The organism is Bradyrhizobium sp. Pha-3 (genome assembly GCF_042258325.1).
Taxonomy (GTDB): Bacteria; Pseudomonadota; Alphaproteobacteria; order Rhizobiales; family Xanthobacteraceae; genus Bradyrhizobium; species Bradyrhizobium elkanii.
The window spans coordinates 5034852-5056620 of record NZ_CP170151.1 but is presented as its reverse complement, the minus strand read 5'-3'; the positions used below and the strand labels follow the sequence as shown (position 1 = coordinate 5056620).

Sequence of the window (21769 nt, the reverse complement as noted above, 5' to 3'; positions counted from 1 at the left end):
AACCGCGCCCATGGCGGCTGCTTTGTTGGACGGAATTGGAGCGCGCCACATGCGTATCGACGGGCAATGCCATTGCGGGGCTATCACCTATCAGGCCGAGATCGACCCCGAACGGGTGTCGATCTGTCATTGCACGGACTGCCAAGCGCTGACCGGTTCGCCCTATCGCGTCACGGTGATCTGCGCCGCCGAGCAGGTGTGGCTGACCGCAGGTGCGCCGAATATCTACCGCAAGCGAGGCGACAATGGCCGGATCCGTTTCCAGCATTTTTGCGGCGATTGCGGCTCGCCGCTGTTCACGAGCGGCGAGAACGGCGGGCCCGACGATTGGGGCATCCGCTGGGGCAGCATTCGCCAGCGCGACCGATTGCCCCCGCGACGCCAGGTCTGGTGCCGCTCCGCCGCGCCATGGATCAATGATCTCAAGGAATTGCCGGCGCGACCCAAGGACTGGAGCTGACGGATTGAGGCGTTTGCGACCTTGCGCCCCGAGGGCTGGCGAGGCTAAAGAGGCGCGCTGGCAAGGGCGGTTAGCTCAGCGGTAGAGCACTGGTTTTACACACCATTGGTCGGGAGTTCGATCCTCTCACCGCCCACCATCGCAACCCTCAGACGAAGCCTCGAGCGGCGCAGCCGTCCGCTTCTCCCGATGATTGGGAGATTGCATCGGCGCTTGCCCGTTGACGTAAAGGCGCTGGATCCAGCCTATGGCTGAAGCATCCTGATTGTCGCGATCGGCCACTTCCCGATATGGCCCCTGATCGAGATGCGCAACCCATGAGATTCGTCCAGAAACACGCCCTCGACGGTGCCCGCGGTTCCATCGGTGAGAACCGCGGCTCGTCCGACCAACTCCGCCTCCGCTTGCACATGCTCGCGCAGGATGACGGTGGCGCGGTGTTTCACGAGCTGCAAAGCGGCCTCTGGTTGATGAGCCCTACGGAGCAAGCCCATTGCACGGCTCTCGGTGAACGCATGGAGAGGGCGCGATCCCGACCGTGGCGTGGATGGGGTGGCCGGGACCGCGCTTGCTCCGCGCTGGCGTGTCAAGTGTCGTTCGATGGCCGATCGCGCGAAAGGTGCCGAAAGTCACGCGCTCAGGTTTGATGCCGACGCTGCCGCGATGCTATTCTGTCCGCCTAACCGGGAACTCGATGTATGCGCAAACTCGCCGCGATTTTTCTTCTCACCATGATTGCCGGACCCGCATTCGCGCAGTCGGATCACGTTCAGCGCTATCGCGAAGAGGTCGAGAAGTCGCCGGCCGATGCGGCCAACGAGGCGCGGCAGCAGCGTGCCTATCAGCGTGCGCTCAGCGGTGTGCCGGATCAGAAGCCGACCGATCCCTGGGGCATCGCGCGCAGCGACGGGCAGGGCGCGCCCAAGGCGAATGCCGCGAAGCCGAAGCCGGCCAAGCCGACGAGCGCAGCCGCCAAGTAATCTCCGAGCGCGGATCGGGTCGATGAAATACTACGTCTGCAAATTGACCGGACCGCGCCCGACCTTTCCGCAGGACATGACGCCGCAGGAAGCCGCCATCATGCAGGCGCACGTCGCCTATTGCGGCGAGCTGCTGCAGGCCGGCAAGGCGCTGGTGTTTGGGCCGGTCGCCGATCCGGCAGGGATCTGGGGCCTCGGCGTGCTGCAACTGCCCGACGATGCCGATCCGCAGGAGATCGTCGCCAACGATCCCGTCACCAAGGCCAACGCCGGATTCACCTATCAGGTGATGCCGATGCTGCGCGCCGCGACGCGCGAGAGCTGCTAGGGCATGATCCGGAAAAGTGCGAAGCGGTTTTCCCCAAACATGAGACGACAGAAGCTTCCCGAGAAGGTTTGGATCGCATGAACGCAGGCCACCCGCAAAACGCCGATCAGATCGCATACTGGAACGGGCCGGGCGGTCAGCGCTGGGCCACACGGCAGGCCGCGCAGGACATCGTGCTGCAACCGGTGCTCGACCTCCTGATCGATCGCGCCGCGCCGAAAGCCGGCGAACGCGTCGTTGATGTCGGCTGTGGCAGCGGCGCCTCGAGCTTCGCGCTGGGGGCCAAGGTCGCGCCGGCTGGTCACGTGCTCGGCGTCGATGTCTCGGAGCCGATGCTGACGCGGGCGCGGCAGAGCGCGCCGCAGGGTTTGCCGGTCGAGTTCGCGCTGGCCGATGCGACCGTCTATCCGTTTGTCAGCGAGAGCTTCGATCTGTTGGCCTCGCGCTTTGGCGTGATGTTCTTTGCCGATCCCGTGGTGTCGTTCGCCAATCTGCACAAGGCGATGAAGCCGACGGGCCGTCTCGCCTTCGCCTGCTGGCAGGAGCCGCGCGAAAATCCGTTCTTCATGACGCCGCTTGCTGCCGTCTACAGACACGTGCCGAAACTGCCGCCGCTCGGGCCCGAGGATCCCGGCCCGTTCGCGTTCGCCTCCGAGGCGAGGGTGAAGCGGATCCTGGGCGAAGCCGGCTTCTCCGGCATTGCCATGGAGCCGTGCCGGATTGAGCTCGATGTCGCGACCGGGCGCGGCATCGATGCCGCGATCCAGGGCGCGCTCGAGATCGGGCCGGCCAGCCGCGCGCTGGAAGGGCACCCCGATGAGGTGCGCGCTGCGGCGATCGCCTCGATGCGCGAGGCGCTGGCGCCGTTCGTCAAGGGCGATGCGGTGCTGCTGCCCGGCGCGATCTGGATCGTGACGGCGCGGGCCTGATCAGGCCTTCTCTTCCCAGATCATCGCCAGGTGCACGATGGTCTGCACGGCGTTCTCCATGTCCTGCCGGCTGACCCATTCGAGCCGCGAATGGAACGCGTGCTCGCCGGCGAAGATGTTCGGGCAGGGCAGGCCCATGAAGGACAGCCGCGAGCCATCGGTGCCGCCGCGGATCGAGGTCTTCACCGGCGTGAGGCCGGCGCGCTCGATCGCCTCGATCGCATAGGCCACGATCTGCGGGTGGCGATCGATCACATCCTTCATGTTACGGTACTGCTGCTTGACCTCCATGCGGTAGGTCGAGCGCGGATAGCCCTTCATGACATCGTTCACGATGTCTTCCAGCAACGCTTCCTTCTGCTTCAGGCCGGCCTCGGTGAAATCGCGCACGATGAAGTCGATCCGCGCGTTCTCCAGCGCGCCCGAGATCGCGACCGGATGCAGGAAGCCTTCCTTGCCCTCGGTGGTCTCGGGCGAGCAGGTGTCCTTGGGCAGGCGATCGACGATCGCGGCGGCGATCTTGATCGCGTGCTCCATCTTGCCCTTGGCGAACCCGGGATGGGTCGCGACGCCTTCGATGATGATGCTGGCGCCGTCGGCCGAGAAGGTCTCGTCCTCGATATGGCCGGCGGTCTCGCCATCCATGGTGTAGCCGAAATCGGCCCCCAGCTTCTTGATGTCGACCTTGTCGACGCCGCGGCCGATCTCCTCGTCCGGCGTGAACAGGATCTTGATGGTGCCGTGCTTGACCTGCGGATTGGTGACCAGGAAATGCGCAGCATCCATGATCTCGGCAAGGCCCGCCTTGTTGTCGGCGCCGAGCAGGGTGGTGCCGTCGGTGGTGATGATGTCGTTGCCGATCTGGTCGGCCAGCGCTTCGTGCTCGGCGGGGCGGATCACCTGCGAGGCATCGGCGGGAAGCACGATGTCGCCGCCGCGGTAGTTCTTCACGACCTGCGGCCTGACGTTCTTGCCGGTGCAGTCGGGGGAGGTGTCCATGTGCGAGCAGAAACAGATCACCGGCACCGTCTTGTCGGTGTTGGCCGGGATCGTCGCATAGACGTAGCCGTGCGGATCAAGATGCGCGTCGGATATCCCCATCGCCTGCAGCTCGGCGACCAGCAGGCGTCCGAGATTCTTCTGCTTCTCGGTGGAGGGGCAGGTCGGTGAATCCGGGTCGGACTGGGTATCGATCACGACATAGCGCAGGAAGCGCTCGGTGACGGTGTGCTTGAAGTCGAGAGCCGGTACCAGCATGAAAACCGCGCAAAAACAGGGAAAAGGAACAATGCGCTTTGGCGAAGTTGGTTCGCGCGAGCAAACCGCGTCAAGGCGAGTTTCGAAGGACAATAACAGAAAAGCGCCACTCCGGGGCCGCGTCACGAGCCGGAATGGCGCTTTGTCTTAACGGAGAGAGAAGGCGCTAGACGGCTTCCTTCAGCTCCTTGGCGGCGCGGAAGGCGACCTTCTTGCTTGCCTTGATGTGGATCTGTTCGCCGGTCGCCGGGTTGCGGCCCATGCGGGCGGCGCGCTTGCGGACCTGCAGGATGCCGAGGCCGACGATCCTGATGCGCTCGCCCTTCTTGAGGTGCTTGGTGATCCTTGTGACCATGTCGGTCAGGATCGCCTCGGCCTGCTTCTTGGACAGCTCCTGCTCTTCGGCGATGGCCGCCGCCAAATGCTTCAGCGTGATCGTCGCCGGTGTCGCTGCTTTCTTCGCCATGTCTGGCCCTCCTCGTTGCTGAATGGCTGGATTGCTGCTTTCACGCGAATGGCGCGCCGTTCGCGTCGGGAAAATGCGTCCGGAAAAGTCCTGAAAACCGCCGGTTCCGGGAACGGGCAGCGCCGGGCCGGCCACAGGAAACCCAGACGTATCAGGCCTTATTTGATTCGGGGCTTCGCTGACTACGCCGTTTCCCCTGAAAACAGGCGACACCTCGCGCCGGCGCCGCGAAACTGCCGACGCTGTGCAGGGATCCGCAACGTCCTTGACTAACCGGATGCGGGCCTTTATGCCCTCGGTCCTGCGCGGATCAATCCGATGATCGGCATCCGCGGGAGTAGCTCAGTTGGTTAGAGCGCCGCCCTGTCACGGCGGAGGCCGCGGGTTCGAGTCCCGTCTCTCGCGCCATTCATTTCAATGACTTAGCAGCGTGTTTGACCCGGAACCATCGGACCCTCAGGGCCGGTGCCGTAACGAGTTGCTTGCTCTCTCCCTGCTCACTGCACCTGGCGACTGTCGCGACAGCTCACGACGCCGCGAGGCCGACGGCGCCGACCCGTTGAGCGGCCAGCTCGGGCCTGACGGATAATGCCGTGCGCTGTTCGGGCGTCAGCCACCACAGCAGGAACAGCAGCGCTATGCCGTTCGACAGCAGGCCTGTCGTGAGCGGCACGTTCATGATCGCCTGAACTGCGATGCCGGACGAAACCGCGATGAAGCGCGGCGACAGGTGCTTTGAGACCATCGATCCCACCGACAGGATCAGGCCGCAGACAAGCGCCGACAGCGGGGCGAGCGCAAGACCGACCGACGCGATGCCCTCGGTGGCGAGGAAGGACGCGTTGAAATTGCCGTCCTGATAGATCGCTCCGAGGGTCGGGCCGAGTTCGCCGTACGGGCAGGCGGTCATGTATCGCACGACGGTGATCTGGCAGAACCGGGTGAGCTCGCGGTGCGCGAAGAAGTCGGCGTATTGATCGAGCGCGAGCGACGGGATTGCGACGAAGCGCAGATTGATGGCGCTGAACACGATGTAGTTCTTGTCGGCGACGAGAATGGCGAAGGCCAAAAAGGCCGATGACCATCGGGATCAGAAATGCGAGCACCGTGGCCAGCCGCGGGTCGAACCGGCCGTACAGCCAGAACAGAAACGGCAGCCAGATCGGCAGCAGCAGCACGGTCTTGTTGTTGACGACGGGATAGAAGCAAAGCGCAAGCAGCAGCACACCGGCCGCCGGAATCCATCGACTGCGGGATGCGAAATGCGCGAACAGATAGGGCAGGACCGCGCCGATCATGATCCCGGTGAGATAGTTCATTAGCGCCGGCCGCACGACAGCGGTGCGGGCTGCGCCATAGGGATTGCCAAGATTGGCCCCGTAGGAGATGTCGGCGACCAGCACGGCGAAGCACGACGCCAACAGCAGAACCGCGATGCGCTTGACGGCCGCATCGGACAAATCGGGCCGCCAAACCGGGATATTCTGCAGCATCAGAGGGATCATCGCGGCGGCCAGAGCGGCGATCATGGCCCAGCGGGCGATGGCATGCGGATAGTCGAATGCGCTGAAGAAGCTGAGCCAGACGAAGCCGAACACGGCTGACAGCAGCGAGAAGCCCACCAGATAACCGAAGCTGAATCGTGCCGCGACGAACGCCGGGACGAACGCGACCATGATGGCGGTGCCGAGGACGGCCTGCGCGGTGATGCCGGATTGCCAGACATGCATCGCCGGGAATGCGTGCCCGCAGGCGATCATCGAGGCGACGCTGAGGACGAAGAACCCGGGGATCGTGACCCCGACAACCAGGTCATCGCGCGTCAATGTCATCGGCCAGTCCGAATCCGAAAGCTGCCGGGCAGCTAGCCGGTCGGCCCTGGACGAAGCAAGTTAAGCAATATCTCGGTCTGTGTTGTTATGTTTCTGCCCGGCGATTCGTCACCGCGATGCCTTATTGAATTCACAGAACGGCAACACGTTGCCTTGATCAGGCGAAGAATGCGGCGACCGCGTTGAGGTCGGATTGACCTGGCGCGTCGCCGCGCAAATTGGCGTCGATGACGCGGCGGCAGGCGTCAACCGTGTGGGTGTCGCTCAATTCGTTGGCGGCCTCGAGGATCGACCAGACCGTGTCCAAGGGAACGTCGCTCTGCACGGTTGCCTTCGGGTCTGACAGCATCGGCGGGGCCGCGGTTAGAATTCGAACAGGTCGCGGCCGTGCCGCGCCAGGTCGTGCAGGTCCGCCACCGTGCCGCGCACCGCGTTGCAGCGGCGGCATTCGATGATGGTGTCGCCGGATGCGTGCGCCGGATCGGCGACCTTGATCGCCAGGCTGCCGCAATCCGTGCAGATGATCTTGAAGCCGGTTGAGATTACTTGCTGCTGCAAATTCATTGTGGCCTGCGCCTCTGTTGACGCCGACCTTAACCGAGCAACTTTTAAGACTGGGGTCGCGGAGCGGATTGCAATCGAGCGACCGCGTTAGGACGCGATTAAGATTTCGCCGCGGCCGCGCGGCCCTGCAGATGCAGCGTCGGCCTGCCGAGCCCGGCCGCGGCGGCGCGCACGGCATCGCGGGCATTGACGGTGATGATGCCGGCAGCGTGGGCCCAGACCGCGAGGTCGGAGGCGCTGTCGCCGGCGTAGATGAAGCCCTCGGGAAATGTCTTCTGCAACAGGTCGGCCTTGTTGGCACCCTTGAGATTGTGTTCGCCGTCGGAGGCAAGCACCTGGTCGATCCAAGGCAGACGCGACGCCAGCTTCTGTGCGAGCAGCGCGTCGGCCGCGGTTGCCAGCACGATGCGGCGGCCGGCCGCGTTCTCGCGCTCGGCCAATGCGACGACGTCCTGGTGCAGTTCGATCCGGCTCCAGTCGATGTGCTGGCGCTGTGCGAGCCGGCGCTTCAGTGCCGCGCGGCCGCGCGTCAGCCAAGCGGCGCATGACACGACGATCAGCGGATTGCGGCGCAGGATCGAGAAGAAGCTCAGATAGAGCAGGTCGCCCGTGATCAGCGTGCCGTCGAGATCGAGCACCAGCGGCAGCGATGCCGGGAGGCCGAGCAAAGCGGGCGACCCGTCGGTACGGGAAGCATCCTGCGGCTTCGCAATGTTGTCGCCGGCGAGGCGAGGCTCAGTCATGCGCGGCGCTCAGCCGGGTTGCGACCTTGCACACGTCGATCGCGCGCGCCCCGGTCTCGGTGGTCCGGCAATCGCCGTAGCCGAACTTGCTCGCAAAGGCCACACCATCCTGGTCCGAGCTTGCGACGATCAGGACCAACAAAAAAGAAGGCCGCCCGAGGGCGGCCGTTTTGTCTGCCGAAGCCTGAACCCGTCCTAGCGGACCGTCGAGGTGCCCGAGGAGGTGATCGCCACCGGTTTGCCGGCCTTGATGACCTGCGTCGTCTGGGCAGTCTGGGTGAAATCCGCGTTGTTCCGGGCCGAGATGCCGAGCGCCGCAATCCCGATCCCCGCAACAAGGGCAACCACCACAATCTTGAGATGGGTCGCGCGGTCAGCTGAATGGATCGAGTGGTTCATGGTCGCCTCCGGGCGTCTGTGCGCCGTCTATGGCAGGTACTGGTAAGCCCCATCTGTTTCCGGATCGTTTCGTGAGTTCCGGGAAATGGTTTCGTGCCACGGGCGGATTGGTTTCACCGTGCCTTGCGTCACACTGGCGGCCGGCTAAAACTGGCCGTGAGCGCGGACATGCGCTTGGGAGAAAAACAATAATGAAAACAATGAGAATGACCCGCCGCCGGGTGCTGGGAACCGGTTCTGCTGCAGTTGCCGCCACGATGTTTGGTAAGCCGGTCCTTGCCGCCGCCGAGTTCGATCTCAAGCTCGGCGTCAACACTCCGGAAACCCACCCGCTAACAATGCGCCTGACTGAGGCCGCCAAGGCGGTCGGCGCGCAGTCGTCCGGCCGGGTCAACATCACGGTGTTCGCCAACAGCCAGCTCGGCGGCGATCCGGAGATGCTGTCACAGGTCCGGGCCGGCGGGATCGAGCTGTTGGCGGCGCCCAGCATGACGCTGTCGACGCTGGTGCCACTGTCGGGACTGCCCAGCATCGGTTTCGCCTTCCAGTCCTACGACCAGGTCTGGGCGGCGATGGACGGCGGCGTCGGCGACCTCGTGGGCGAGGCGATCACGAAGACCGGCGTCGTGCCGCTGAAGAAGGTCTGGGACAACGGCTTCCGCCAGATCACCTCGTCGTCGAGCCGGCAGCTCAACAGCGTCGACGATCTCAAGGGCTTCAAGATCCGCGTGCCGGTGACGGCATTGCTGACGTCGCTGTTCTCAGGGCTCGGCGCATTGCCGTCGAGCATCTCCTACAGCGAGCTCTATTCGGCGTTGCAGACCCACATCGTCGAAGGGCAGGAGAATCCGCTGGCGCAGGTCTCCACCGGAAAACTCTACGAGGTGCAGAAATTCTGCGCGCTCTCGAACCATTGCTGGAGCGGCTACTGGATCCTCGGCAACCGCCGCGCGATGGCGGGCCTGCCGCCCGATCTGCTCGAGCTCATCAATGCCGCGTTCGACGCCGCGGCGGTGAAGGAGCGCGCCGATCTGGTCGAGATGGACCGCTCGCTGCAGGCCGAGCTGACCGAGAAGGGCATGACGTTCAACAAGCCTGATCCCGTGCAGTTCAGGGCCGCGTTGGTGAAGGCCGGCTTCTACACGCAGTGGCAGAAGACCTATGGCGCGGACGCCTGGGCGGCGCTGGAGAAGTATACCGGGAAGTTGACGTGAGCGCCGCCTGACATCGCGCGCAGGCTCAGCTGAGACGGGTGCTAGCTCGCGCGCGCGATGTCGGCGCGGATCGCGCGCGCCGCCCACACGAACAGCAGGGCACCGAGCGTCGTCGTGAGCGCGGCCGACAGCAGCGAGTAGCGAACCGCATCGACGCCGTAGGTGCCTTTCAGCGCGTCGTTGATCATGCCGACGGCGAGGGGGCCGACGCCCTGGCCGAAGCAGGTCGCGGTCAGCAGCACGATCGCCGAGGCCAGCGCGCGCATGCTGGGTTTTGCCACCGTCTGCGCGATCGCGAAGATCGGGCCGAGATGGAAGCCGACCATGAACGAGGTCAGCGCCAGCGTCGCGACCATCAGCGTGAAGCTTTGCGTCAGCATGCACAGGGCGAACACCGGCCCGGCGAGGCCGGACATGATCGCGGGCGCCCATAGCTTCCAGCGGTCGTCGCGACGGCCGATCTGCGCCACCACGAGGCCGCCGATCAGCGTGCCCGCCATGCCGGCGAGACCCTTGAAGGTGCCGGCATAGGTGCCGATCTCGGCGCTGGTGAGGTGATGGATGCGCGCCAGGAACGGCGGGATCCACACCGCGGTGGCGTAGTTGGTGTAGGTCGTCAGACAAAAGCCGATCAGCACGATGACGAAGCTCGGCTGCGATACGAGGAAGCGCAATGTCGGCCCGATCGGCTCGGCCTTGAAGCTCTCGGCCATTGCGCCGCGCTTCGGTTCAGTGATCGTCAGCCACAGCACGGCGGCGAGCGCGATGCCGGGCAGGCCCGCGGTGAAGAACGCCATCCGCCAGCCATAGTGCTGGTTGACATAGCCGCCGATGAAATAGCCGAGGAAGACGCCAAGATAGGTGCCGATCGCGTAGATGCCGAGCGCGCGCGGTCGTTCATTCTTGTCGAACAGATCGGCGATCATCGATTGCGAGGCCGGCGTTCCCGCTGACTCCCCGATTCCGACGCCGACCCGCGCCAGCGCCAGCGTCGTGACGCTGGAGGCGAGGCCGCAGAGATAGGTCATCGCGCTCCAGAGCGCGAAGGCGAATGCTACGATGTTGCGGCGGTTGAGGCGATCGGCCATCCGCGCGATCGGAATGCCGAGCAGCGAATAGAACAGCACGAAGCCGAACCCGGCGAGCAGGCCCATCGTGGTGTCGCTGAGCGTGAACTCCTTCTTGATCGGTTCGATCAGCACGTTGAAGATGGTGCGGTCGAGGAAGTTGAGGGCGTAGATGATCGTGAGCAAGGCGAGGACGTAGTAGCGGCGCGCCGGGGGCGCGGCCGCAGCTTGTATTGGCGCGGCCGCTTGCGGTGCGACATCGACCATGACTTCCTCCCCCGGATCTTCTTGATTGTTGTTGCTTGCGCGCGGGCCTTACGCCTCGCGGATGTAATTCCCTGCCTCGAATTCGACCGGCCTCGTGTCGGCGTCGAACGACACCCCGATCGGGTCGCGGCCGGTGGCCATGGCCTCGATCTGGTCAGAGAGCATCCGGCGGATCATCAGGATGCCGCGATCGCTCTGGCCAAAATGCTCTTCGGAATGGATCGTCACCGGCCCCTGGCCGACCTGAGCCTCGTAGTCGCCGGGGAATTGCTGGTGCTCGGCCTCGGTCATGTCCCACCAGAACTTGCCGTTGAACTTCGAGCGCATCCGCCCGATATCGCCCGCGTTCTTGACCCGGCCGGCGACGTAGATGCGAAACGAGGTGTCGTCGATCGGCAAGGTCCAGCCGATCGATTCGACGCGCGCGAACTGCGCGACGCGCGGATTGGGCACGACGCGGAGTGTGGGGAGGGCGGCCTCGGTGACGCGATAGAACACCTTGCCGTCGTCCTGCCTGCGGATCGAACGCACCGCGACCCCGCGCGGCGACATCTCGAACTTCACCTCGGGCATCGAGGCCATCATATTGGTGAACTGCGGCCCGCTGAACGAGCCGTGCAGCACCGGCACATGGTAGGGGTCGGCGACGTTCTCGAAATGCTGCAGCCAGTTGCAGGGGATCACTGCAGGGCCGCCGCCGCCGATCGAGGAATCGTCGGCCTCGACGAACTCGCCGTCGTCCATGTTTTCCAGGCACTCGTAGCGCGGCAGCACCGGCCTTTTCTCGGCGGGCCCCATATAGGCGAAGATCAGGCCGTAGCGTTCCTGCACCGGATACCAGGGCTGGCGCACCTTGTCCTTGAACAGGCCGCCGTCGGGCTCACAGGGTTGTTCGAGGCAGCGGCCCTCGGTGTCAAACTTCCAGCCGTGATAGCAGCAGCGGATGCCGTCTTCCTCGACCTTGCCGTAATAGAGTGTGGTGCCGCGGTGGCAGCAGCGCCCATGCAGCAGGCCGGCCCGGCCATGCCGGTCGCGGAACAGGATCAGGTCTTCGCCAAGCGCGCGGACTTTTCTGGGGATATCGGTGGCGTCACCGGTGAGGCCGAGCGGGTGCCAATACCGGCGCAGCAGCTCGCCCATCGGCGTGCCGCGGCCGACCGAGGTGAGCTCGGTCCGGGTGTTGGACGGCTTCATCGCATAGGCCGTGCCGAGATCGCGGTCCCGCTGGGTGATCGTCATGTTGTCCTCCCCGCCGCTGGTCTGGCGCCGGCGGCTGATCTATCGTTGACCAAGTCAACGATATATCGATGACAATGTCAACGATCTCGTTGAGCTTGGCAGCGCGCGGCTTTGTTGGCAGAGGTTGGTGATGACCGAGAAGCTCAGGACTGAGAGGGCCTTGCCGCCGGAGGCCGTTGTCGATTCCGAACTGGCGCCGATCACCGCGATGATGTCGTCGCGGCTGATGGTGCTGGCGAACCTGCTCAGGCGCGGCGCGATGCTGCGCTACAAGCGCCTGACCGGCCTGTCCTCGGTCGAGTTCGGCCTGGTCGCCTCGCTCGGCCGGCGGCCGCCGATGAGTGTGGTGCGGCTCGCCGAGGCCGTCGGCATGGACAAGGGGCAGATCAGCCGGGCACTCGCCGAGCTCGTGGCGCGCAAGCTGGTGGCGAAGGCGGCCAATCCGCGCGACAACCGGGAGACTTTGGTCTCTCTTACCAAGGCCGGCCTGGCCGCCCATGATGCCATCGTGGCCGGCGCGCAGGAGCGAAACCGGCGCCTGCTGGAACAGCTTGCGCCGGGGGATCTCGAGCTGCTGCTCGGACACATCGATCGGCTCACCCTGACTGCCGCCGAGATGCTCGCTGCCGAGCGGGGGCTGGGCTGACATGGGGAGAGCGCAGGGCACAGAATGGCCGTCGCGACGTTACCCATGGAGGCAAGCGCATCCGCCTGATGAGGCTAAGAGCCCGCGGGAAGGACGGTAAAAGCGTCAAAATAGCTTGTCTTGCGCCCCCTGTTGCGCTGCGCTAAAGCCTCAAGAACAATTCCAATCAACGAATCTGCGGCACGTCCGAAACCGCAGCAAGAAGGCCTCGCCGATGACCGGCATCCTGCAGAATTATCTCCCACTTGTGGTCTTTATCGGAGTTGCGAGCCTGATCGGTCTGGCGCTCCTGATCGCACCGTTCCTGGTCGCGTTCCAATCGCCGGACCCGGAAAAGCTGTCCGCCTATGAATGCGGATTCAACGCTTTTGACGACGCCCGCATGAAGTTCGACGTCCGCTTCTATCTGGTGGCGATCCTCTTCATCATCTTCGACCTCGAAGTGGCGTTCCTGTTCCCCTGGGCCGTGGCGTTCGGAAAGCTCGGCGCCACCGGGTTCTGGTCGATGATGGTGTTCCTGGCCGTGCTGACGGTCGGGTTTGCGTATGAATGGAAGAAAGGCGCGCTCGAATGGGATTGAGCCCCACCGCCGCAACCTCCCAGCCGGCGATTGCCAAATCTGAGATCGCCATGGCTCCGAAGGGTATTCTTGATCCGTCGACGGGCAAGCCGGTCGGCGCCAATGATCCGTTTTTCCTCGAGGTCAATCACGAGCTGTCCGACAAGGGCTTCTTCGTCGCCGCAGCCGATAACCTCATCACCTGGGCGCGCACCGGCTCCCTGATGTGGATGACCTTCGGTCTCGCCTGCTGTGCGGTCGAGATGATGCAGGTCTCGATGCCGCGCTATGACGTCGAACGCTTCGGCTTCGCGCCGCGCGCCTCGCCGCGCCAGTCCGACGTGATGATCGTCGCGGGCACCCTGACCAACAAGATGGCGCCCGCGCTGCGCAAGGTCTACGACCAGATGCCGGAGCCGCGCTACGTCATCTCGATGGGCTCCTGCGCCAATGGCGGCGGCTACTATCACTACTCCTACTCGGTGGTGCGTGGCTGCGATCGCATCGTGCCGATCGATATCTACGTGCCCGGCTGCCCGCCCACGGCGGAAGCGCTGCTCTACGGCGTGCTGCTGCTGCAGAAGAAGATCCGCCGTATCGGCACTATTGAACGCTAAGGTTTCAGGTATGGACGACGGCAAGCTCGACGCCCTTGGGCAGACGATCGTGAGCGCGCTTCCGGGCGCGGCCACGGCGCACTCGGTCGCGTTCAATCAACTCACTATCGACGTCGAGATTGGCAGAATCGTGGACGTCGCCAGGTTTCTGCGTGACGATCCCGGCTGCCGTTTCGTCAACGTCACCGACGTGACCGCAGTCGACTATCCGAGCCGCGAGAAGCGCTTCGACGTTGTCTACCATCTGCTGTCGCCGACGCTGAACGCGCGCATCCGTTTGCGCGGCCAGGCCGACGAGACTACGCAGGTGCCGTCGATCCTTGGCGTCTTCCCCGGCGCCGACTGGTTCGAGCGCGAGACCTACGACCTCTATGGCGTGATCTTCACCGGTCATCCGGACATGCGCCGCCTGCTGACGGATTACGGCTTCGACGGCCATCCGCTGCGCAAGGATTTCCCGCTCACCGGCTTCGTCGAGGTGCGCTACGACGACCAGGAGAAGCGGGTGCTGTACGAGCCGGTCCGGCTCAACCAGGAATTCCGCAAGTTCGATTTCCTTTCGCCCTGGGAAGGCGCGGACTATCCGCTGCCCGGCGATGAAAAGGCCAAGGCGGAGCCGAAGCCATGAATGAACAGCCGCAAAACCTTCGTAACTTCACCATCAACTTTGGGCCGCAGCATCCGGCGGCGCACGGCGTGCTGCGCCTCGTGCTGGAGCTCGACGGCGAAGTCGTCGAACGCGTCGATCCGCATATCGGTCTGCTTCACCGCGGCACCGAGAAGCTGATCGAGCACAAGACCTATCTGCAGGCGATTCCCTATTTCGACCGGCTCGACTACGTCGCGCCGATGAACCAGGAACACGCGTTCTGCCTCGCGGCGGAAAAGCTGCTCGGCATCACGGTGCCGCGCCGCGGCCAGCTGATCCGCGTGCTCTATTGCGAGATTGGCCGCATTCTCTCCCATCTGCTGAACGTCACCACGCAGGCGATGGACGTCGGCGCGCTGACCCCGCCGCTGTGGGGCTTCGAAGAGCGCGAGAAGCTGATGGTGTTCTATGAGCGCGCCTCGGGCTCGCGCATGCACGCGGCGTTCTTCCGTGTCGGCGGCGTGCATCAGGACCTGCCGCCGAAGCTGATCGACGACATCGAGGCGTGGTGCGATCCGTTCCTCAAGGTGGTCGACGATCTCGATCGGCTGCTCACCGGCAACCGCATCTTCAAGCAGCGCAACGTCGATATCGGCGTGGTGCCGCTGAAGGAAGCCTGGGAGTGGGGCTTCTCCGGCGTGATGGTGCGCGGCTCGGGCGCGGCCTGGGACCTGCGCAAGTCGCAGCCCTACGAATGCTACGCCGAGATGGATTTCGACATTCCGATCGGCAAGAACGGCGACTGCTACGACCGCTATCTGATCCGCATGGAAGAGATGCGCCAGTCGGTGCGCATCATGAAGCAGTGCATCCAGAAGCTCAAAGCACCCGACGGGCAGGGCGCGGTGGTGGTCGAGGACAACAAGATCGCGCCGCCGCGCCGTGGTGAGATGAAGCGCTCGATGGAAGCGCTGATCCATCATTTCAAGCTCTACACCGAAGGCGTGCACGTGCCGGCCGGCGAAGTCTATGCCGCGGTCGAGGCGCCGAAGGGCGAGTTCGGCGTCTACCTCGTCGCCGACGGCACCAACAAGCCCTACAAGTGCAAGATCCGCGCGCCGGGCTTCGCCCATCTGCAGGCGATGGATCACATCTGCAGGGGCCATCTGCTGGCCGACGTTTCCGCCATCCTGGGCTCGCTGGACATCGTGTTCGGCGAGGTCGACCGGTGACGATGTCCGCATCCGCACCGCGCGCAATGAGAGTTTGATCGATGTCCGTCCGCCGCCTTGCCCCGAAGGAATTGCAGCCCGCGAGCTTCACGTTCACGGACGAGAATCTCGCCTGGGCCAAGAAGCAGATCGAGAAGTATCCGCCGGGACGGCAGGCTTCGGCCGCGATCGCGATCCTGTGGCGCGTGCAGGAGCAGCATGACGGCTGGGTCTCGGAAGCCGCGATCCGCGCCGTCGCCGACCTGCTCGAGATGCCGCATATCCGCATGCTGGAGATCGCGACCTTCTACACCATGTTCCAGCTCTCGCCGGTCGGCAAGAAGGCGCATGTGCAGGTGTGCGGCACCACGCCGTGCCGGCTGCGCGGCGCCGCCGACCTGATCGAGGTCTGCCAGCATCGCATCCATCACGATCCCTTCCAGCTGTCGAAGGACGGCAACTTCTCCTGGGAAGAGGTCGAGTGCTTAGGGGCCTGTGTGAACGCGCCGATGGTGCTGATCTGGAAGGACACCTATGAGGACCTGACCAAGGAAAGCTTCGGCAAGGTGCTCGACGGCTTTGCCGCCGGCAATCCGCCGAACCCGGGCCCGCAGATCGACCGTCAGTTCTCGGCGCCCGCGGGCGGGCCGACGACGCTGAAGGAAACCACCTGATGCGGAGCTTTCAGGTGCTAGCAGATGAGACGGGAAGGGGCGCTGCGATGAAGGCCTGGCGCACGATCGCCCTGCATACCGTTGTCGCGGCGGGCTTCATGTTCCTGCTGCAACGCTACGGCCTGAGCGCCACGCTGGAATCCAGCCTGTTGTGGGCCATCGTGTTCGGCGGCTGCGCCGCCGGGCTCGCTTATTCGCAAGCCAATCGGTGATGTTCGGAAAGTTTTGAGCATGCTCGACGACAAGGACCGCATCTTCAAGAACCTCTACGGCCTGCATGATTGGGGCCTCGAGGGCGCGCGTCGCAGAGGCGCCTGGGATGGCACCAAAGGGATCATCGACAAGGGTCGCGACTGGATCATCAACGAGATGAAGGCGTCGGGCCTGCGCGGTCGCGGCGGCGCCGGCTTCCCGACCGGCATGAAGTGGTCCTTCATGCCGAAGGAATCCAAGGACGGCCGTCCGAGCTACCTCGTCGTCAACGCCGACGAGTCGGAGCCCGGCACCTGCAAGGACCGCGAGATCATGCGGCACGATCCGCACCTCTTGGTCGAAGGCTGCCTGCTCGCGAGCTTCGCGATGGGCGCGCATGCCTGCTACGTCTATATCCGCGGCGAGTTCATCCGCGAGCGCGAGCGGCTGCAGGCGGCGATCGACCAGGCCTATGAGGCCAAGCTGGTCGGCAAGGACAACATCAACGGTTGGCCGTTCGACATCTATGTCGCGCACGGCGCCGGCGCCTATATCTGCGGCGAGGAGACCGCGCTGCTCGAGAGCCTCGAGGGCAAGAAGGGCCAGCCGCGGCTGAAGCCGCCGTTCCCGGCCAATGTCGGCCTCTATGGCTGCCCGACCACCGTCAACAACGTCGAGTCGATCGCGGTCGCACCCGACATCCTGCGCCGCGGCGCCGCCTGGTTCGCCGCCATCGGCCGGCCGAACAATGTCGGCACCAAGCTGTTCTGCATCTCCGGCCACGTCGAGCGGCCCTGCAACGTCGAAGAGGCGATGGGGATTCCGTTCCGCGAACTGATCGAGAAGCATTGCGGCGGCATTCGCGGCGGCTGGGGCAATCTGAAGGCCGTGATCCCCGGCGGCTCGTCGGTGCGCATGGTGCCGGCCGAGCAGATCATCGACACGCCGATGGATTTCGACAGCTTGAGCAAGTTGCGCTCCGGCCTCGGCACCGCGGCGGTGATCGTGATGGACAAGTCGACCGACCTGATCCGGGCGATCGCGCGCATCTCCTATTTCTACAAGCATGAGAGCTGCGGCCAGTGCACGCCGTGCCGCGAGGGCACCGGGTGGATGTGGCGCGTCCTGACCCGGATGGCCGAGGGCCGCGCCCACAAGCGCGAGATCGACATGCTGCTCGAGGTCACCAAGCAGGTCGAGGGCCACACCATCTGCGCGCTCGGCGACGCCGCTGCCTGGCCGATCCAGGGCCTGATCGCGCATTTCCGTCACGAGATCGAAGAGCGCATCGACCAGTATTCGCACAAGGCCGATCTCGACGATCAGGGCGTGCGCGATCCCATGCACATGGTAGCCGCGGAGTAATGCTGGCGATGACGCAACAGGCCGCATGGTGGCAGAAGTACGGAACGCTTGCGCAGATGGCGCAGGCGACCGTGGCGCTGCTCGGCTTTGGTGCAATCCTGCTGCAGATCAACGAAATCCGCACCTCGAACCGCGCCTCCAGCGCGCGTTCGGCGTTTCTCGGCTACACCGATCTCGCATTCCAGAATCCGAAATTCGCTCAGCCCGATTACGAAGCCATCAAGGCCGGCGGCCGCGAAGAGCGGTCCCAATATGAAAGTTTTGTCTCGTACTTCCTCTATGCCTGCGAGGAGACCTTTGCCGCATTCGCGGACAAGCGCGAATGGCAGGCATCGTGTGACTACGACCTGAAACCGCATCTGCCGTTCCTCTGCGAGAAGAACCAGGCGCAGCCTGCCTATCTCGCGACCTACGGCGCCGACACCCAGCAATGGGTGAAGACCTCATTGAAAACCGCGAGCGTCGCACCGCCCGACTGCAAGCTCGGAAAGACTTGAGACAGACATGAGCAAGATCATCGTCGATGGCAAAGAGATCGATGTGCCGCCGGAGTACACGCTGCTGCAGGCGTGCGAGGCGGCCGGCGCAGAGATTCCGCGCTTCTGCTATCACGAGCGGCTGTCGATCGCCGGCAATTGCCGGATGTGCCTGGTCGAGGTGAAGGGCGGCCCGAAGCCGGTCGCGAGCTGCGCCTGGGCCGTGCGCGACTGCCGGCCGGGCCCGAAGGGCGAGCCGCCGGAGATCTCGACCCGTTCGCCGATGGTGAAGAAGGCGCGCGAGGGCGTGATGGAGTTCCTGCTGATCAACCATCCGCTGGACTGCCCGATCTGCGACCAGGGCGGCGAGTGCGACCTGCAGGACCAGGCGATGGGCTACGGCGTCGACACCAGCCGTTTCGCCGAGAACAAGCGCGCGGTCGAGGACAAGTATCTCGGCGCGCTGGTCAAGACCTCGATGAACCGCTGCATCCAGTGCACGCGCTGCGTCCGCTTCTCCGCCGAAGTCTGCGGCGCGCCGGAAATGGGCGCGACCGGTCGCGGCGAGGACATGGAGATCACCACCTATCTCGAGCAGGCGCTGAGCTCGGAGCTGCAGGGCAACCTCGTCGACATCTGCCCGGTCGGCGCGCTGACCTCCAAGCCTTACGCCTTCGCGGCGCGGCCCTGGGAGCTCGGCAAGACCCAGTCGGTCGACGTCATGGACGGCGTGGGATCTGCGATCCGCGTCGACACCCGCGGCCGCGAGGTGATGCGCATCCTGCCGCGCATCAACGAGGCGGTGAACGAGGAGTGGATCTCCGACAAGACCCGCCACGTCGTCGACGGCCTGCGCACGCAGCGCCTCGACCGTCCCTATGTGCGCGAGAACGGCCAGCTCCGGCCGGCGACCTGGCAGGAAGCCTTCGCCGCCATCGCCGCCAGGGCCGGCCGCAGCGACGGCAAGCGGATCGGCGCGATCGCCGGCGATCTCGCCGCAGTCGACGAAATGTATGCGCTGAAGGAACTGCTCGCGAAGTTCGGCTCGGTCAATCTCGCCGTGCAGGGCGGCGATGCGTTCGACGCCAAGGCCGGCCGCGGCTCCTACATCTTCAATCCGACCATTGCCGGCATCGACCAGGCCGACGCGATCCTGATCGTCGGCTCGCATCCGCGCAAGGAAGCCGCGGTGCTGAACGCGCGGATCCGCAAGCGCTGGCGCACCGGCGGGCTCAAGGTCGGCATGATCGGCGCCAAGGCCGATTTCACCTATGACCACGACTATCTCGGCGCGGGCACCGATACGCTGGCCGATCTCGTGGCGGGCAAGCACTCCTTTGCCGACGTCTTGAAGAAGGCCCAGCACCCGATCATCCTGGTCGGCGCCGGCGCCTACACCAGGCATGACGGCGCGGCCGTGCTGGCGCAGGCTGCCAAGCTCGCGGTCGACGTCGGCGCGCTGAAGGACGGCTGGAACGGCTTTGCCGTGCTGCAAGATACCGCCTCGCGCGCCGGCGCGCTCGATATCGGCTTCTCGCCGGCGGCGGGCGGGCTGACCTCGGCGCAGATGACGACCTTCGGCACGCTCGACGTGCTGTTCCTGCTCGGCGCCGACGAGATCAAGGCGCCAGACGGCACCTTCGTGGTCTATATCGGCACCCATGGCGACCAGGGCGCGCATCGCGCCGACGTCATCCTGCCGGGCGCGGCCTATACCGAGAAGTCCGGCATCTACGTCAATACCGAGGGCCGGGCGCAGATCGCCAACCGCGCCGCGTTCCCGCCGGGCGAGGCCCGCGAGGACTGGGCGATCATCCGCGCGCTGTCCGACGTGCTCGGCAAGAAGCTGCCGTTCGACTCGCTGCAGGCGCTGCGGCAAGCGATGTTCAAGGCCCATCCGCATCTGATGCGGCTCGACCAGATCGAGGCCGGCAAGCCCGACGACGTCAAGGCGCTGGCCGGCAAGGGCGGCAGCGTCGACAAGGCGGCGTTCAAGCCGACCGTCGAGGATTTCTATCTGACCAACCCGATCGCGCGGGCCTCTGCCGTGATGGCGGAATGCTCGCGGCTGGCGTCGGGCCGAATGCTGACGGCAGCGGAGTGAGCGTGACCTGATGGCTGAATTCTTCGCAAGCTCGTTCTGGACCGGCTTCCTCTGGCCGCTGATCATCATGGTCGCGGAGAGCCTGTTGCTGCTGGTCGTGCTCCTGATCGCGATCGCCTATATCCTGCTCGCCGACCGCAAGATCTGGGCGGCGGTGCAGATCCGCCGCGGCCCCAACGTGGTCGGGCCGTTCGGATTGCTGCAATCCTTCGCCGACCTCCTGAAATTCGTACTGAAGGAGCCGGTGATTCCGTCCGGCGCCAACAAGGGCGTGTTCCTGCTGGCGCCGCTGGTGTCGTGCGTGCTGGCGCTGGCCGCCTGGGCGGTGATCCCGTTCGATCTCGGCTGGGTGATCTCCGACATCAATGTCGGCGTTCTCTACATCTTCGCGATCTCGTCGCTGTCGATCTACGGCATCATCATGGCCGGCTGGTCGTCGAACTCGAAATACCCGTTCCTGGCCGCGCTGCGCTCGGCGGCGCAGATGGTGTCCTACGAGGTCTCGATCGGCTTCGTCATCATCACCGTGCTGCTCTGCGTCGGCTCGCTGAACCTGTCGGCGGTGGTCGAGGCGCAGAACACCCGCGGGCTTGCGCACCTGATCGGCCTGCCGCAGCTCACCATCCTGAACTGGTATGTGTGGCCGCTGTTCCCGATGTTCGTCGTGTTCTACGTCTCGGCGCTCGCGGAAACCAACCGTCCGCCGTTCGACCTGGTGGAAGCCGAATCCGAACTGGTCGCCGGCTTCATGACCGAATACGGCTCGACCCCGTATCTTTTGTTCATGCTCGGCGAGTATGTCGCGATCACCACGATGTGCGCGCTGGCGTCGATCCTGTTCCTGGGCGGCTGGCTGCCGCCGGTCAACCTGCCGCCGTTCACCTGGATTCCGGGCATCGTCTGGTTCGCCCTGAAGGTGTTCTTCATGTTCTTCATGTTCGCGATGGCGAAGGCGATCGTGCCGCGCTACCGCTACGATCAACTGATGCGGCTCGGCTGGAAGGTGTTCCTGCCGCTGTCGCTGGCGATGGTGGTGATCGTGGCCGGCGTGCTGCAGTTCGCCGGCATCGCGCCGAAGTGAGGCCGTCATGAGTGTCAATGTCAACGCAACAGCCCGCTCGCTTCTGCTGTCGGAATTCGTCTCGGCGTTCTTCCTCGCGATGCGCTATTTCTTCCAGCCGAAGCCGACGCTGAACTATCCCTTCGAGAAGGGCCCGATCTCGCCGCGCTTCCGCGGCGAGCACGCGCTGCGCCGCTATCCGAACGGCGAGGAGCGCTGCATCGCCTGCAAGCTGTGCGAGGCGATCTGCCCGGCGCAGGCGATCACGATCGAGGCCGGCCCGCGCCGCAACGACGGCACCCGCCGCACGGTGCGTTACGACATCGACATGGTGAAGTGCATCTATTGCGGCCTGTGCCAGGAGGCATGCCCGGTGGACGCCATCGTCGAGGGACCGAATTTCGAGTTCGCGACCGAGACCCGCGAGGAACTGTACTATGACAAGGCCAAGCTGCTCGCCAACGGCGACCGCTGGGAGCGCGAGATTGCGAAGTCGATCGCGCTCGACGCGCCGTACCGGTGAGGTGAGGG

The 21769-nt window shown here is 64.8% G+C and carries 28 protein-coding genes and 2 tRNA genes; 19 read left to right on the top strand and 11 right to left on the bottom strand.

Features of this window, described 5'->3' with window-relative positions; genetic code table 11:
* Positions 1-49 precede the first annotated feature (49 nt).
* Together ACE10X_RS23770 and ACE10X_RS23765 are read left to right on the top strand one after the other, a co-directional pair.
* On the top strand, positions 50-460 hold the full coding sequence (locus ACE10X_RS23770) for a GFA family protein (RefSeq protein ID WP_038385059.1): 411 nt from the start codon (positions 50-52) through the stop codon (positions 458-460).
* A 64-nt stretch (positions 461-524) separates the two neighbouring features.
* Positions 525-599: transfer RNA gene (locus ACE10X_RS23765), tRNA-Val, on the top strand.
* 106 nt (positions 600-705) lie between these two features.
* Here ACE10X_RS23765 and ACE10X_RS23760 read toward each other — a convergent pair.
* Positions 706-915 (bottom strand): hypothetical protein, encoded by a 210-nt coding sequence (locus ACE10X_RS23760; protein WP_038385079.1) that lies wholly within the window; start codon positions 913-915, stop codon positions 706-708.
* Between the two features lie 243 nt (positions 916-1158).
* On the opposite strand from ACE10X_RS23760, the gene ACE10X_RS23755 reads away from it, so the two are divergent.
* The 3 genes from ACE10X_RS23755 (at position 1159) to ACE10X_RS23745 (ending at position 2697) form a co-directional block, all read left to right on the top strand.
* Positions 1159-1440, top strand: a complete 282-nt coding sequence (locus ACE10X_RS23755) for a hypothetical protein (protein ID WP_038385060.1) — start codon at positions 1159-1161, stop codon at positions 1438-1440.
* Between the two features lie 22 nt (positions 1441-1462).
* Positions 1463-1768: a YciI family protein gene (locus tag ACE10X_RS23750; protein WP_038385061.1), complete on the top strand. Its 306-nt coding sequence runs from the start codon at positions 1463-1465 to the stop codon at positions 1766-1768.
* A gap of 77 nt (positions 1769-1845) precedes the next feature.
* Positions 1846-2697 (top strand): class I SAM-dependent methyltransferase, encoded by an 852-nt coding sequence (locus tag ACE10X_RS23745; protein WP_038385062.1) that lies wholly within the window; start codon positions 1846-1848, stop codon positions 2695-2697.
* Here ACE10X_RS23745 and pepT read toward each other — a convergent pair whose 3' ends face one another.
* Together pepT and ACE10X_RS23735 are read right to left on the bottom strand one after the other, a co-directional pair.
* Positions 2698-3954 carry a peptidase T gene (gene pepT / locus ACE10X_RS23740; RefSeq protein WP_038385063.1) on the bottom strand — a complete coding sequence of 419 codons (1257 nt, stop codon included), beginning with the start codon at positions 3952-3954 and terminating at the stop codon, positions 2698-2700.
* A gap of 166 nt (positions 3955-4120) precedes the next feature.
* Entirely contained in the window at positions 4121-4420 is a 300-nt protein-coding gene (locus ACE10X_RS23735) for an HU family DNA-binding protein (RefSeq protein WP_016847738.1), read from the bottom strand.
* 331 nt (positions 4421-4751) lie between these two features.
* Here ACE10X_RS23735 and ACE10X_RS23730 point away from each other — a divergent pair.
* Positions 4752-4828, top strand: a tRNA-Asp gene (locus tag ACE10X_RS23730).
* Between the two features lie 89 nt (positions 4829-4917).
* On the opposite strand, the gene ACE10X_RS23725 is transcribed toward ACE10X_RS23730, so the two are convergent.
* The 6 genes from ACE10X_RS23725 to ACE10X_RS23700 form a co-directional block, all read right to left on the bottom strand.
* The gene (locus ACE10X_RS23725; RefSeq protein ID WP_375762958.1) at positions 4918-6252 is read right to left on the bottom strand and encodes a hypothetical protein; all 1335 of its coding nucleotides are present in this window, start codon (positions 6250-6252) and stop codon (positions 4918-4920) included.
* Positions 6253-6409: 157 nt separating this feature from the next.
* The gene (locus tag ACE10X_RS23720) at positions 6410-6601 is read right to left on the bottom strand and encodes a hypothetical protein (RefSeq protein ID WP_038385065.1); all 192 of its coding nucleotides are present in this window, start codon (positions 6599-6601) and stop codon (positions 6410-6412) included.
* A gap of 14 nt (positions 6602-6615) precedes the next feature.
* Positions 6616-6816 (bottom strand): hypothetical protein, encoded by a 201-nt coding sequence (locus tag ACE10X_RS23715; protein WP_038385066.1) that lies wholly within the window; start codon positions 6814-6816, stop codon positions 6616-6618.
* Between the two features lie 98 nt (positions 6817-6914).
* A complete protein-coding gene (locus ACE10X_RS23710; RefSeq protein ID WP_038385067.1) occupies positions 6915-7559 on the bottom strand; it encodes a haloacid dehalogenase-like hydrolase in 645 nt (214 codons plus the stop codon).
* On the bottom strand, positions 7552-7698 hold the full coding sequence (locus ACE10X_RS23705) for a hypothetical protein (protein ID WP_157787991.1): 147 nt from the start codon (positions 7696-7698) through the stop codon (positions 7552-7554). Before ACE10X_RS23705 ends, ACE10X_RS23710 begins: the two co-directional genes overlap by 8 nt.
* Before the next feature lie 56 nt (positions 7699-7754).
* Positions 7755-7958: a hypothetical protein gene (locus ACE10X_RS23700; RefSeq protein WP_028333964.1), complete on the bottom strand. Its 204-nt coding sequence runs from the start codon at positions 7956-7958 to the stop codon at positions 7755-7757.
* Positions 7959-8158: 200 nt separating this feature from the next.
* Between ACE10X_RS23700 and ACE10X_RS23695 the strand changes: the two genes are divergently transcribed.
* Complete coding sequence (locus ACE10X_RS23695; RefSeq protein ID WP_038385068.1) at positions 8159-9172, top strand: TRAP transporter substrate-binding protein; 1014 nt, start codon at positions 8159-8161, stop codon at positions 9170-9172.
* A 41-nt stretch (positions 9173-9213) separates the two neighbouring features.
* Here ACE10X_RS23695 and ACE10X_RS23690 read toward each other — a convergent pair whose 3' ends face one another.
* Positions 9214-10506 carry an MFS transporter gene (locus ACE10X_RS23690; RefSeq protein WP_038385069.1) on the bottom strand — a complete coding sequence of 431 codons (1293 nt, stop codon included), beginning with the start codon at positions 10504-10506 and terminating at the stop codon, positions 9214-9216.
* 48 nt (positions 10507-10554) lie between these two features.
* Positions 10555-11745, bottom strand: a complete 1191-nt coding sequence (locus tag ACE10X_RS23685) for an aromatic ring-hydroxylating dioxygenase subunit alpha (RefSeq protein WP_038385070.1) — start codon at positions 11743-11745, stop codon at positions 10555-10557.
* Positions 11746-11875: 130 nt separating this feature from the next.
* On the opposite strand from ACE10X_RS23685, the gene ACE10X_RS23680 reads away from it, so the two are divergent.
* From ACE10X_RS23680 to nuoI, 12 genes are all read left to right on the top strand, one after another.
* On the top strand, positions 11876-12391 hold the full coding sequence (locus tag ACE10X_RS23680) for a MarR family winged helix-turn-helix transcriptional regulator (RefSeq protein ID WP_050384956.1): 516 nt from the start codon (positions 11876-11878) through the stop codon (positions 12389-12391).
* Positions 12392-12605: 214 nt separating this feature from the next.
* The gene (locus ACE10X_RS23675; protein ID WP_018271860.1) at positions 12606-12971 is read left to right on the top strand and encodes an NADH-quinone oxidoreductase subunit A; all 366 of its coding nucleotides are present in this window, start codon (positions 12606-12608) and stop codon (positions 12969-12971) included.
* A gap of 50 nt (positions 12972-13021) precedes the next feature.
* Positions 13022-13567, top strand: coding sequence for a NuoB/complex I 20 kDa subunit family protein (locus ACE10X_RS23670; protein ID WP_375762957.1), 546 nt, complete (start codon positions 13022-13024; stop codon positions 13565-13567).
* A 10-nt stretch (positions 13568-13577) separates the two neighbouring features.
* The gene (locus ACE10X_RS23665) at positions 13578-14195 is read left to right on the top strand and encodes an NADH-quinone oxidoreductase subunit C (RefSeq protein ID WP_375762956.1); all 618 of its coding nucleotides are present in this window, start codon (positions 13578-13580) and stop codon (positions 14193-14195) included.
* The gene (locus tag ACE10X_RS23660) at positions 14192-15388 is read left to right on the top strand and encodes an NADH-quinone oxidoreductase subunit D (protein ID WP_038385072.1); all 1197 of its coding nucleotides are present in this window, start codon (positions 14192-14194) and stop codon (positions 15386-15388) included. Before ACE10X_RS23665 ends, ACE10X_RS23660 begins: the two co-directional genes overlap by 4 nt.
* A 41-nt stretch (positions 15389-15429) precedes the next feature.
* On the top strand, positions 15430-16041 hold the full coding sequence (gene nuoE, locus ACE10X_RS23655) for an NADH-quinone oxidoreductase subunit NuoE (RefSeq protein ID WP_038385073.1): 612 nt from the start codon (positions 15430-15432) through the stop codon (positions 16039-16041).
* On the top strand, positions 16041-16253 hold the full coding sequence (locus ACE10X_RS23650) for a hypothetical protein (RefSeq protein ID WP_035631350.1): 213 nt from the start codon (positions 16041-16043) through the stop codon (positions 16251-16253). The genes nuoE and ACE10X_RS23650 overlap by 1 nt, the downstream gene beginning before the upstream one ends.
* 19 nt (positions 16254-16272) lie before the next feature.
* Positions 16273-17598 (top strand): NADH-quinone oxidoreductase subunit NuoF, encoded by a 1326-nt coding sequence (nuoF, locus tag ACE10X_RS23645; RefSeq protein WP_038385074.1) that lies wholly within the window; start codon positions 16273-16275, stop codon positions 17596-17598.
* An 8-nt stretch (positions 17599-17606) separates the two neighbouring features.
* Positions 17607-18095: a hypothetical protein gene (locus tag ACE10X_RS23640; RefSeq protein WP_157787992.1), complete on the top strand. Its 489-nt coding sequence runs from the start codon at positions 17607-17609 to the stop codon at positions 18093-18095.
* A 7-nt stretch (positions 18096-18102) separates the two neighbouring features.
* Positions 18103-20178: an NADH-quinone oxidoreductase subunit NuoG gene (gene nuoG / locus ACE10X_RS23635; RefSeq protein ID WP_038385076.1), complete on the top strand. Its 2076-nt coding sequence runs from the start codon at positions 18103-18105 to the stop codon at positions 20176-20178.
* A gap of 10 nt (positions 20179-20188) precedes the next feature.
* Positions 20189-21259, top strand: a complete 1071-nt coding sequence (gene nuoH, locus ACE10X_RS23630; RefSeq protein ID WP_304555283.1) for an NADH-quinone oxidoreductase subunit NuoH — start codon at positions 20189-20191, stop codon at positions 21257-21259.
* A gap of 7 nt (positions 21260-21266) precedes the next feature.
* Entirely contained in the window at positions 21267-21761 is a 495-nt protein-coding gene (nuoI, locus tag ACE10X_RS23625; RefSeq protein WP_018271854.1) for an NADH-quinone oxidoreductase subunit NuoI, read from the top strand.
* The last annotated feature ends 8 nt before the right edge of the window (positions 21762-21769 follow it).

Excerpts from the sequence above, each read along its gene's own strand:
- ACE10X_RS23715 (WP_038385066.1), bottom strand. The coding sequence starts at position 6,816 with ATGAATTTGCAGCAGCAAGTAATCTCAACCGGCTTCAAGATCATCTGC.
- nuoF (WP_038385074.1), top strand. The coding sequence starts at position 16,273 with ATGCTCGACGACAAGGACCGCATCTTCAAGAACCTCTACGGCCTGCAT.
- ACE10X_RS23660 (WP_038385072.1), top strand. The coding sequence starts at position 14,192 with ATGAATGAACAGCCGCAAAACCTTCGTAACTTCACCATCAACTTTGGG.
- ACE10X_RS23690 (WP_038385069.1), bottom strand. The coding sequence starts at position 10,506 with ATGGTCGATGTCGCACCGCAAGCGGCCGCGCCAATACAAGCTGCGGCC.
- ACE10X_RS23770 (WP_038385059.1), top strand. The coding sequence starts at position 50 with ATGCGTATCGACGGGCAATGCCATTGCGGGGCTATCACCTATCAGGCC.
- ACE10X_RS23725 (WP_375762958.1), bottom strand. The coding sequence starts at position 6,252 with ATGACATTGACGCGCGATGACCTGGTTGTCGGGGTCACGATCCCCGGG.
- ACE10X_RS23675 (WP_018271860.1), top strand. The coding sequence starts at position 12,606 with ATGACCGGCATCCTGCAGAATTATCTCCCACTTGTGGTCTTTATCGGA.
- pepT (WP_038385063.1), bottom strand. The coding sequence starts at position 3,954 with ATGCTGGTACCGGCTCTCGACTTCAAGCACACCGTCACCGAGCGCTTC.
- ACE10X_RS23745 (WP_038385062.1), top strand. The coding sequence starts at position 1,846 with ATGAACGCAGGCCACCCGCAAAACGCCGATCAGATCGCATACTGGAAC.
- ACE10X_RS23750 (WP_038385061.1), top strand. The coding sequence starts at position 1,463 with ATGAAATACTACGTCTGCAAATTGACCGGACCGCGCCCGACCTTTCCG.
- ACE10X_RS23695 (WP_038385068.1), top strand. The coding sequence starts at position 8,159 with ATGAGAATGACCCGCCGCCGGGTGCTGGGAACCGGTTCTGCTGCAGTT.
- ACE10X_RS23755 (WP_038385060.1), top strand. The coding sequence starts at position 1,159 with ATGCGCAAACTCGCCGCGATTTTTCTTCTCACCATGATTGCCGGACCC.
- nuoH (WP_304555283.1), top strand. The coding sequence starts at position 20,189 with ATGGCTGAATTCTTCGCAAGCTCGTTCTGGACCGGCTTCCTCTGGCCG.
- ACE10X_RS23720 (WP_038385065.1), bottom strand. The coding sequence starts at position 6,601 with ATGCTGTCAGACCCGAAGGCAACCGTGCAGAGCGACGTTCCCTTGGAC.
- ACE10X_RS23640 (WP_157787992.1), top strand. The coding sequence starts at position 17,607 with ATGACGCAACAGGCCGCATGGTGGCAGAAGTACGGAACGCTTGCGCAG.
- ACE10X_RS23665 (WP_375762956.1), top strand. The coding sequence starts at position 13,578 with ATGGACGACGGCAAGCTCGACGCCCTTGGGCAGACGATCGTGAGCGCG.
- nuoE (WP_038385073.1), top strand. The coding sequence starts at position 15,430 with ATGTCCGTCCGCCGCCTTGCCCCGAAGGAATTGCAGCCCGCGAGCTTC.
- ACE10X_RS23680 (WP_050384956.1), top strand. The coding sequence starts at position 11,876 with ATGACCGAGAAGCTCAGGACTGAGAGGGCCTTGCCGCCGGAGGCCGTT.
- ACE10X_RS23670 (WP_375762957.1), top strand. The coding sequence starts at position 13,022 with ATGGCTCCGAAGGGTATTCTTGATCCGTCGACGGGCAAGCCGGTCGGC.
- nuoG (WP_038385076.1), top strand. The coding sequence starts at position 18,103 with ATGAGCAAGATCATCGTCGATGGCAAAGAGATCGATGTGCCGCCGGAG.
- ACE10X_RS23650 (WP_035631350.1), top strand. The coding sequence starts at position 16,041 with ATGCGGAGCTTTCAGGTGCTAGCAGATGAGACGGGAAGGGGCGCTGCG.
- nuoI (WP_018271854.1), top strand. The coding sequence starts at position 21,267 with ATGAGTGTCAATGTCAACGCAACAGCCCGCTCGCTTCTGCTGTCGGAA.
- ACE10X_RS23700 (WP_028333964.1), bottom strand. The coding sequence starts at position 7,958 with ATGAACCACTCGATCCATTCAGCTGACCGCGCGACCCATCTCAAGATT.
- ACE10X_RS23685 (WP_038385070.1), bottom strand. The coding sequence starts at position 11,745 with ATGACGATCACCCAGCGGGACCGCGATCTCGGCACGGCCTATGCGATG.
- ACE10X_RS23710 (WP_038385067.1), bottom strand. The coding sequence starts at position 7,559 with ATGACTGAGCCTCGCCTCGCCGGCGACAACATTGCGAAGCCGCAGGAT.
- ACE10X_RS23735 (WP_016847738.1), bottom strand. The coding sequence starts at position 4,420 with ATGGCGAAGAAAGCAGCGACACCGGCGACGATCACGCTGAAGCATTTG.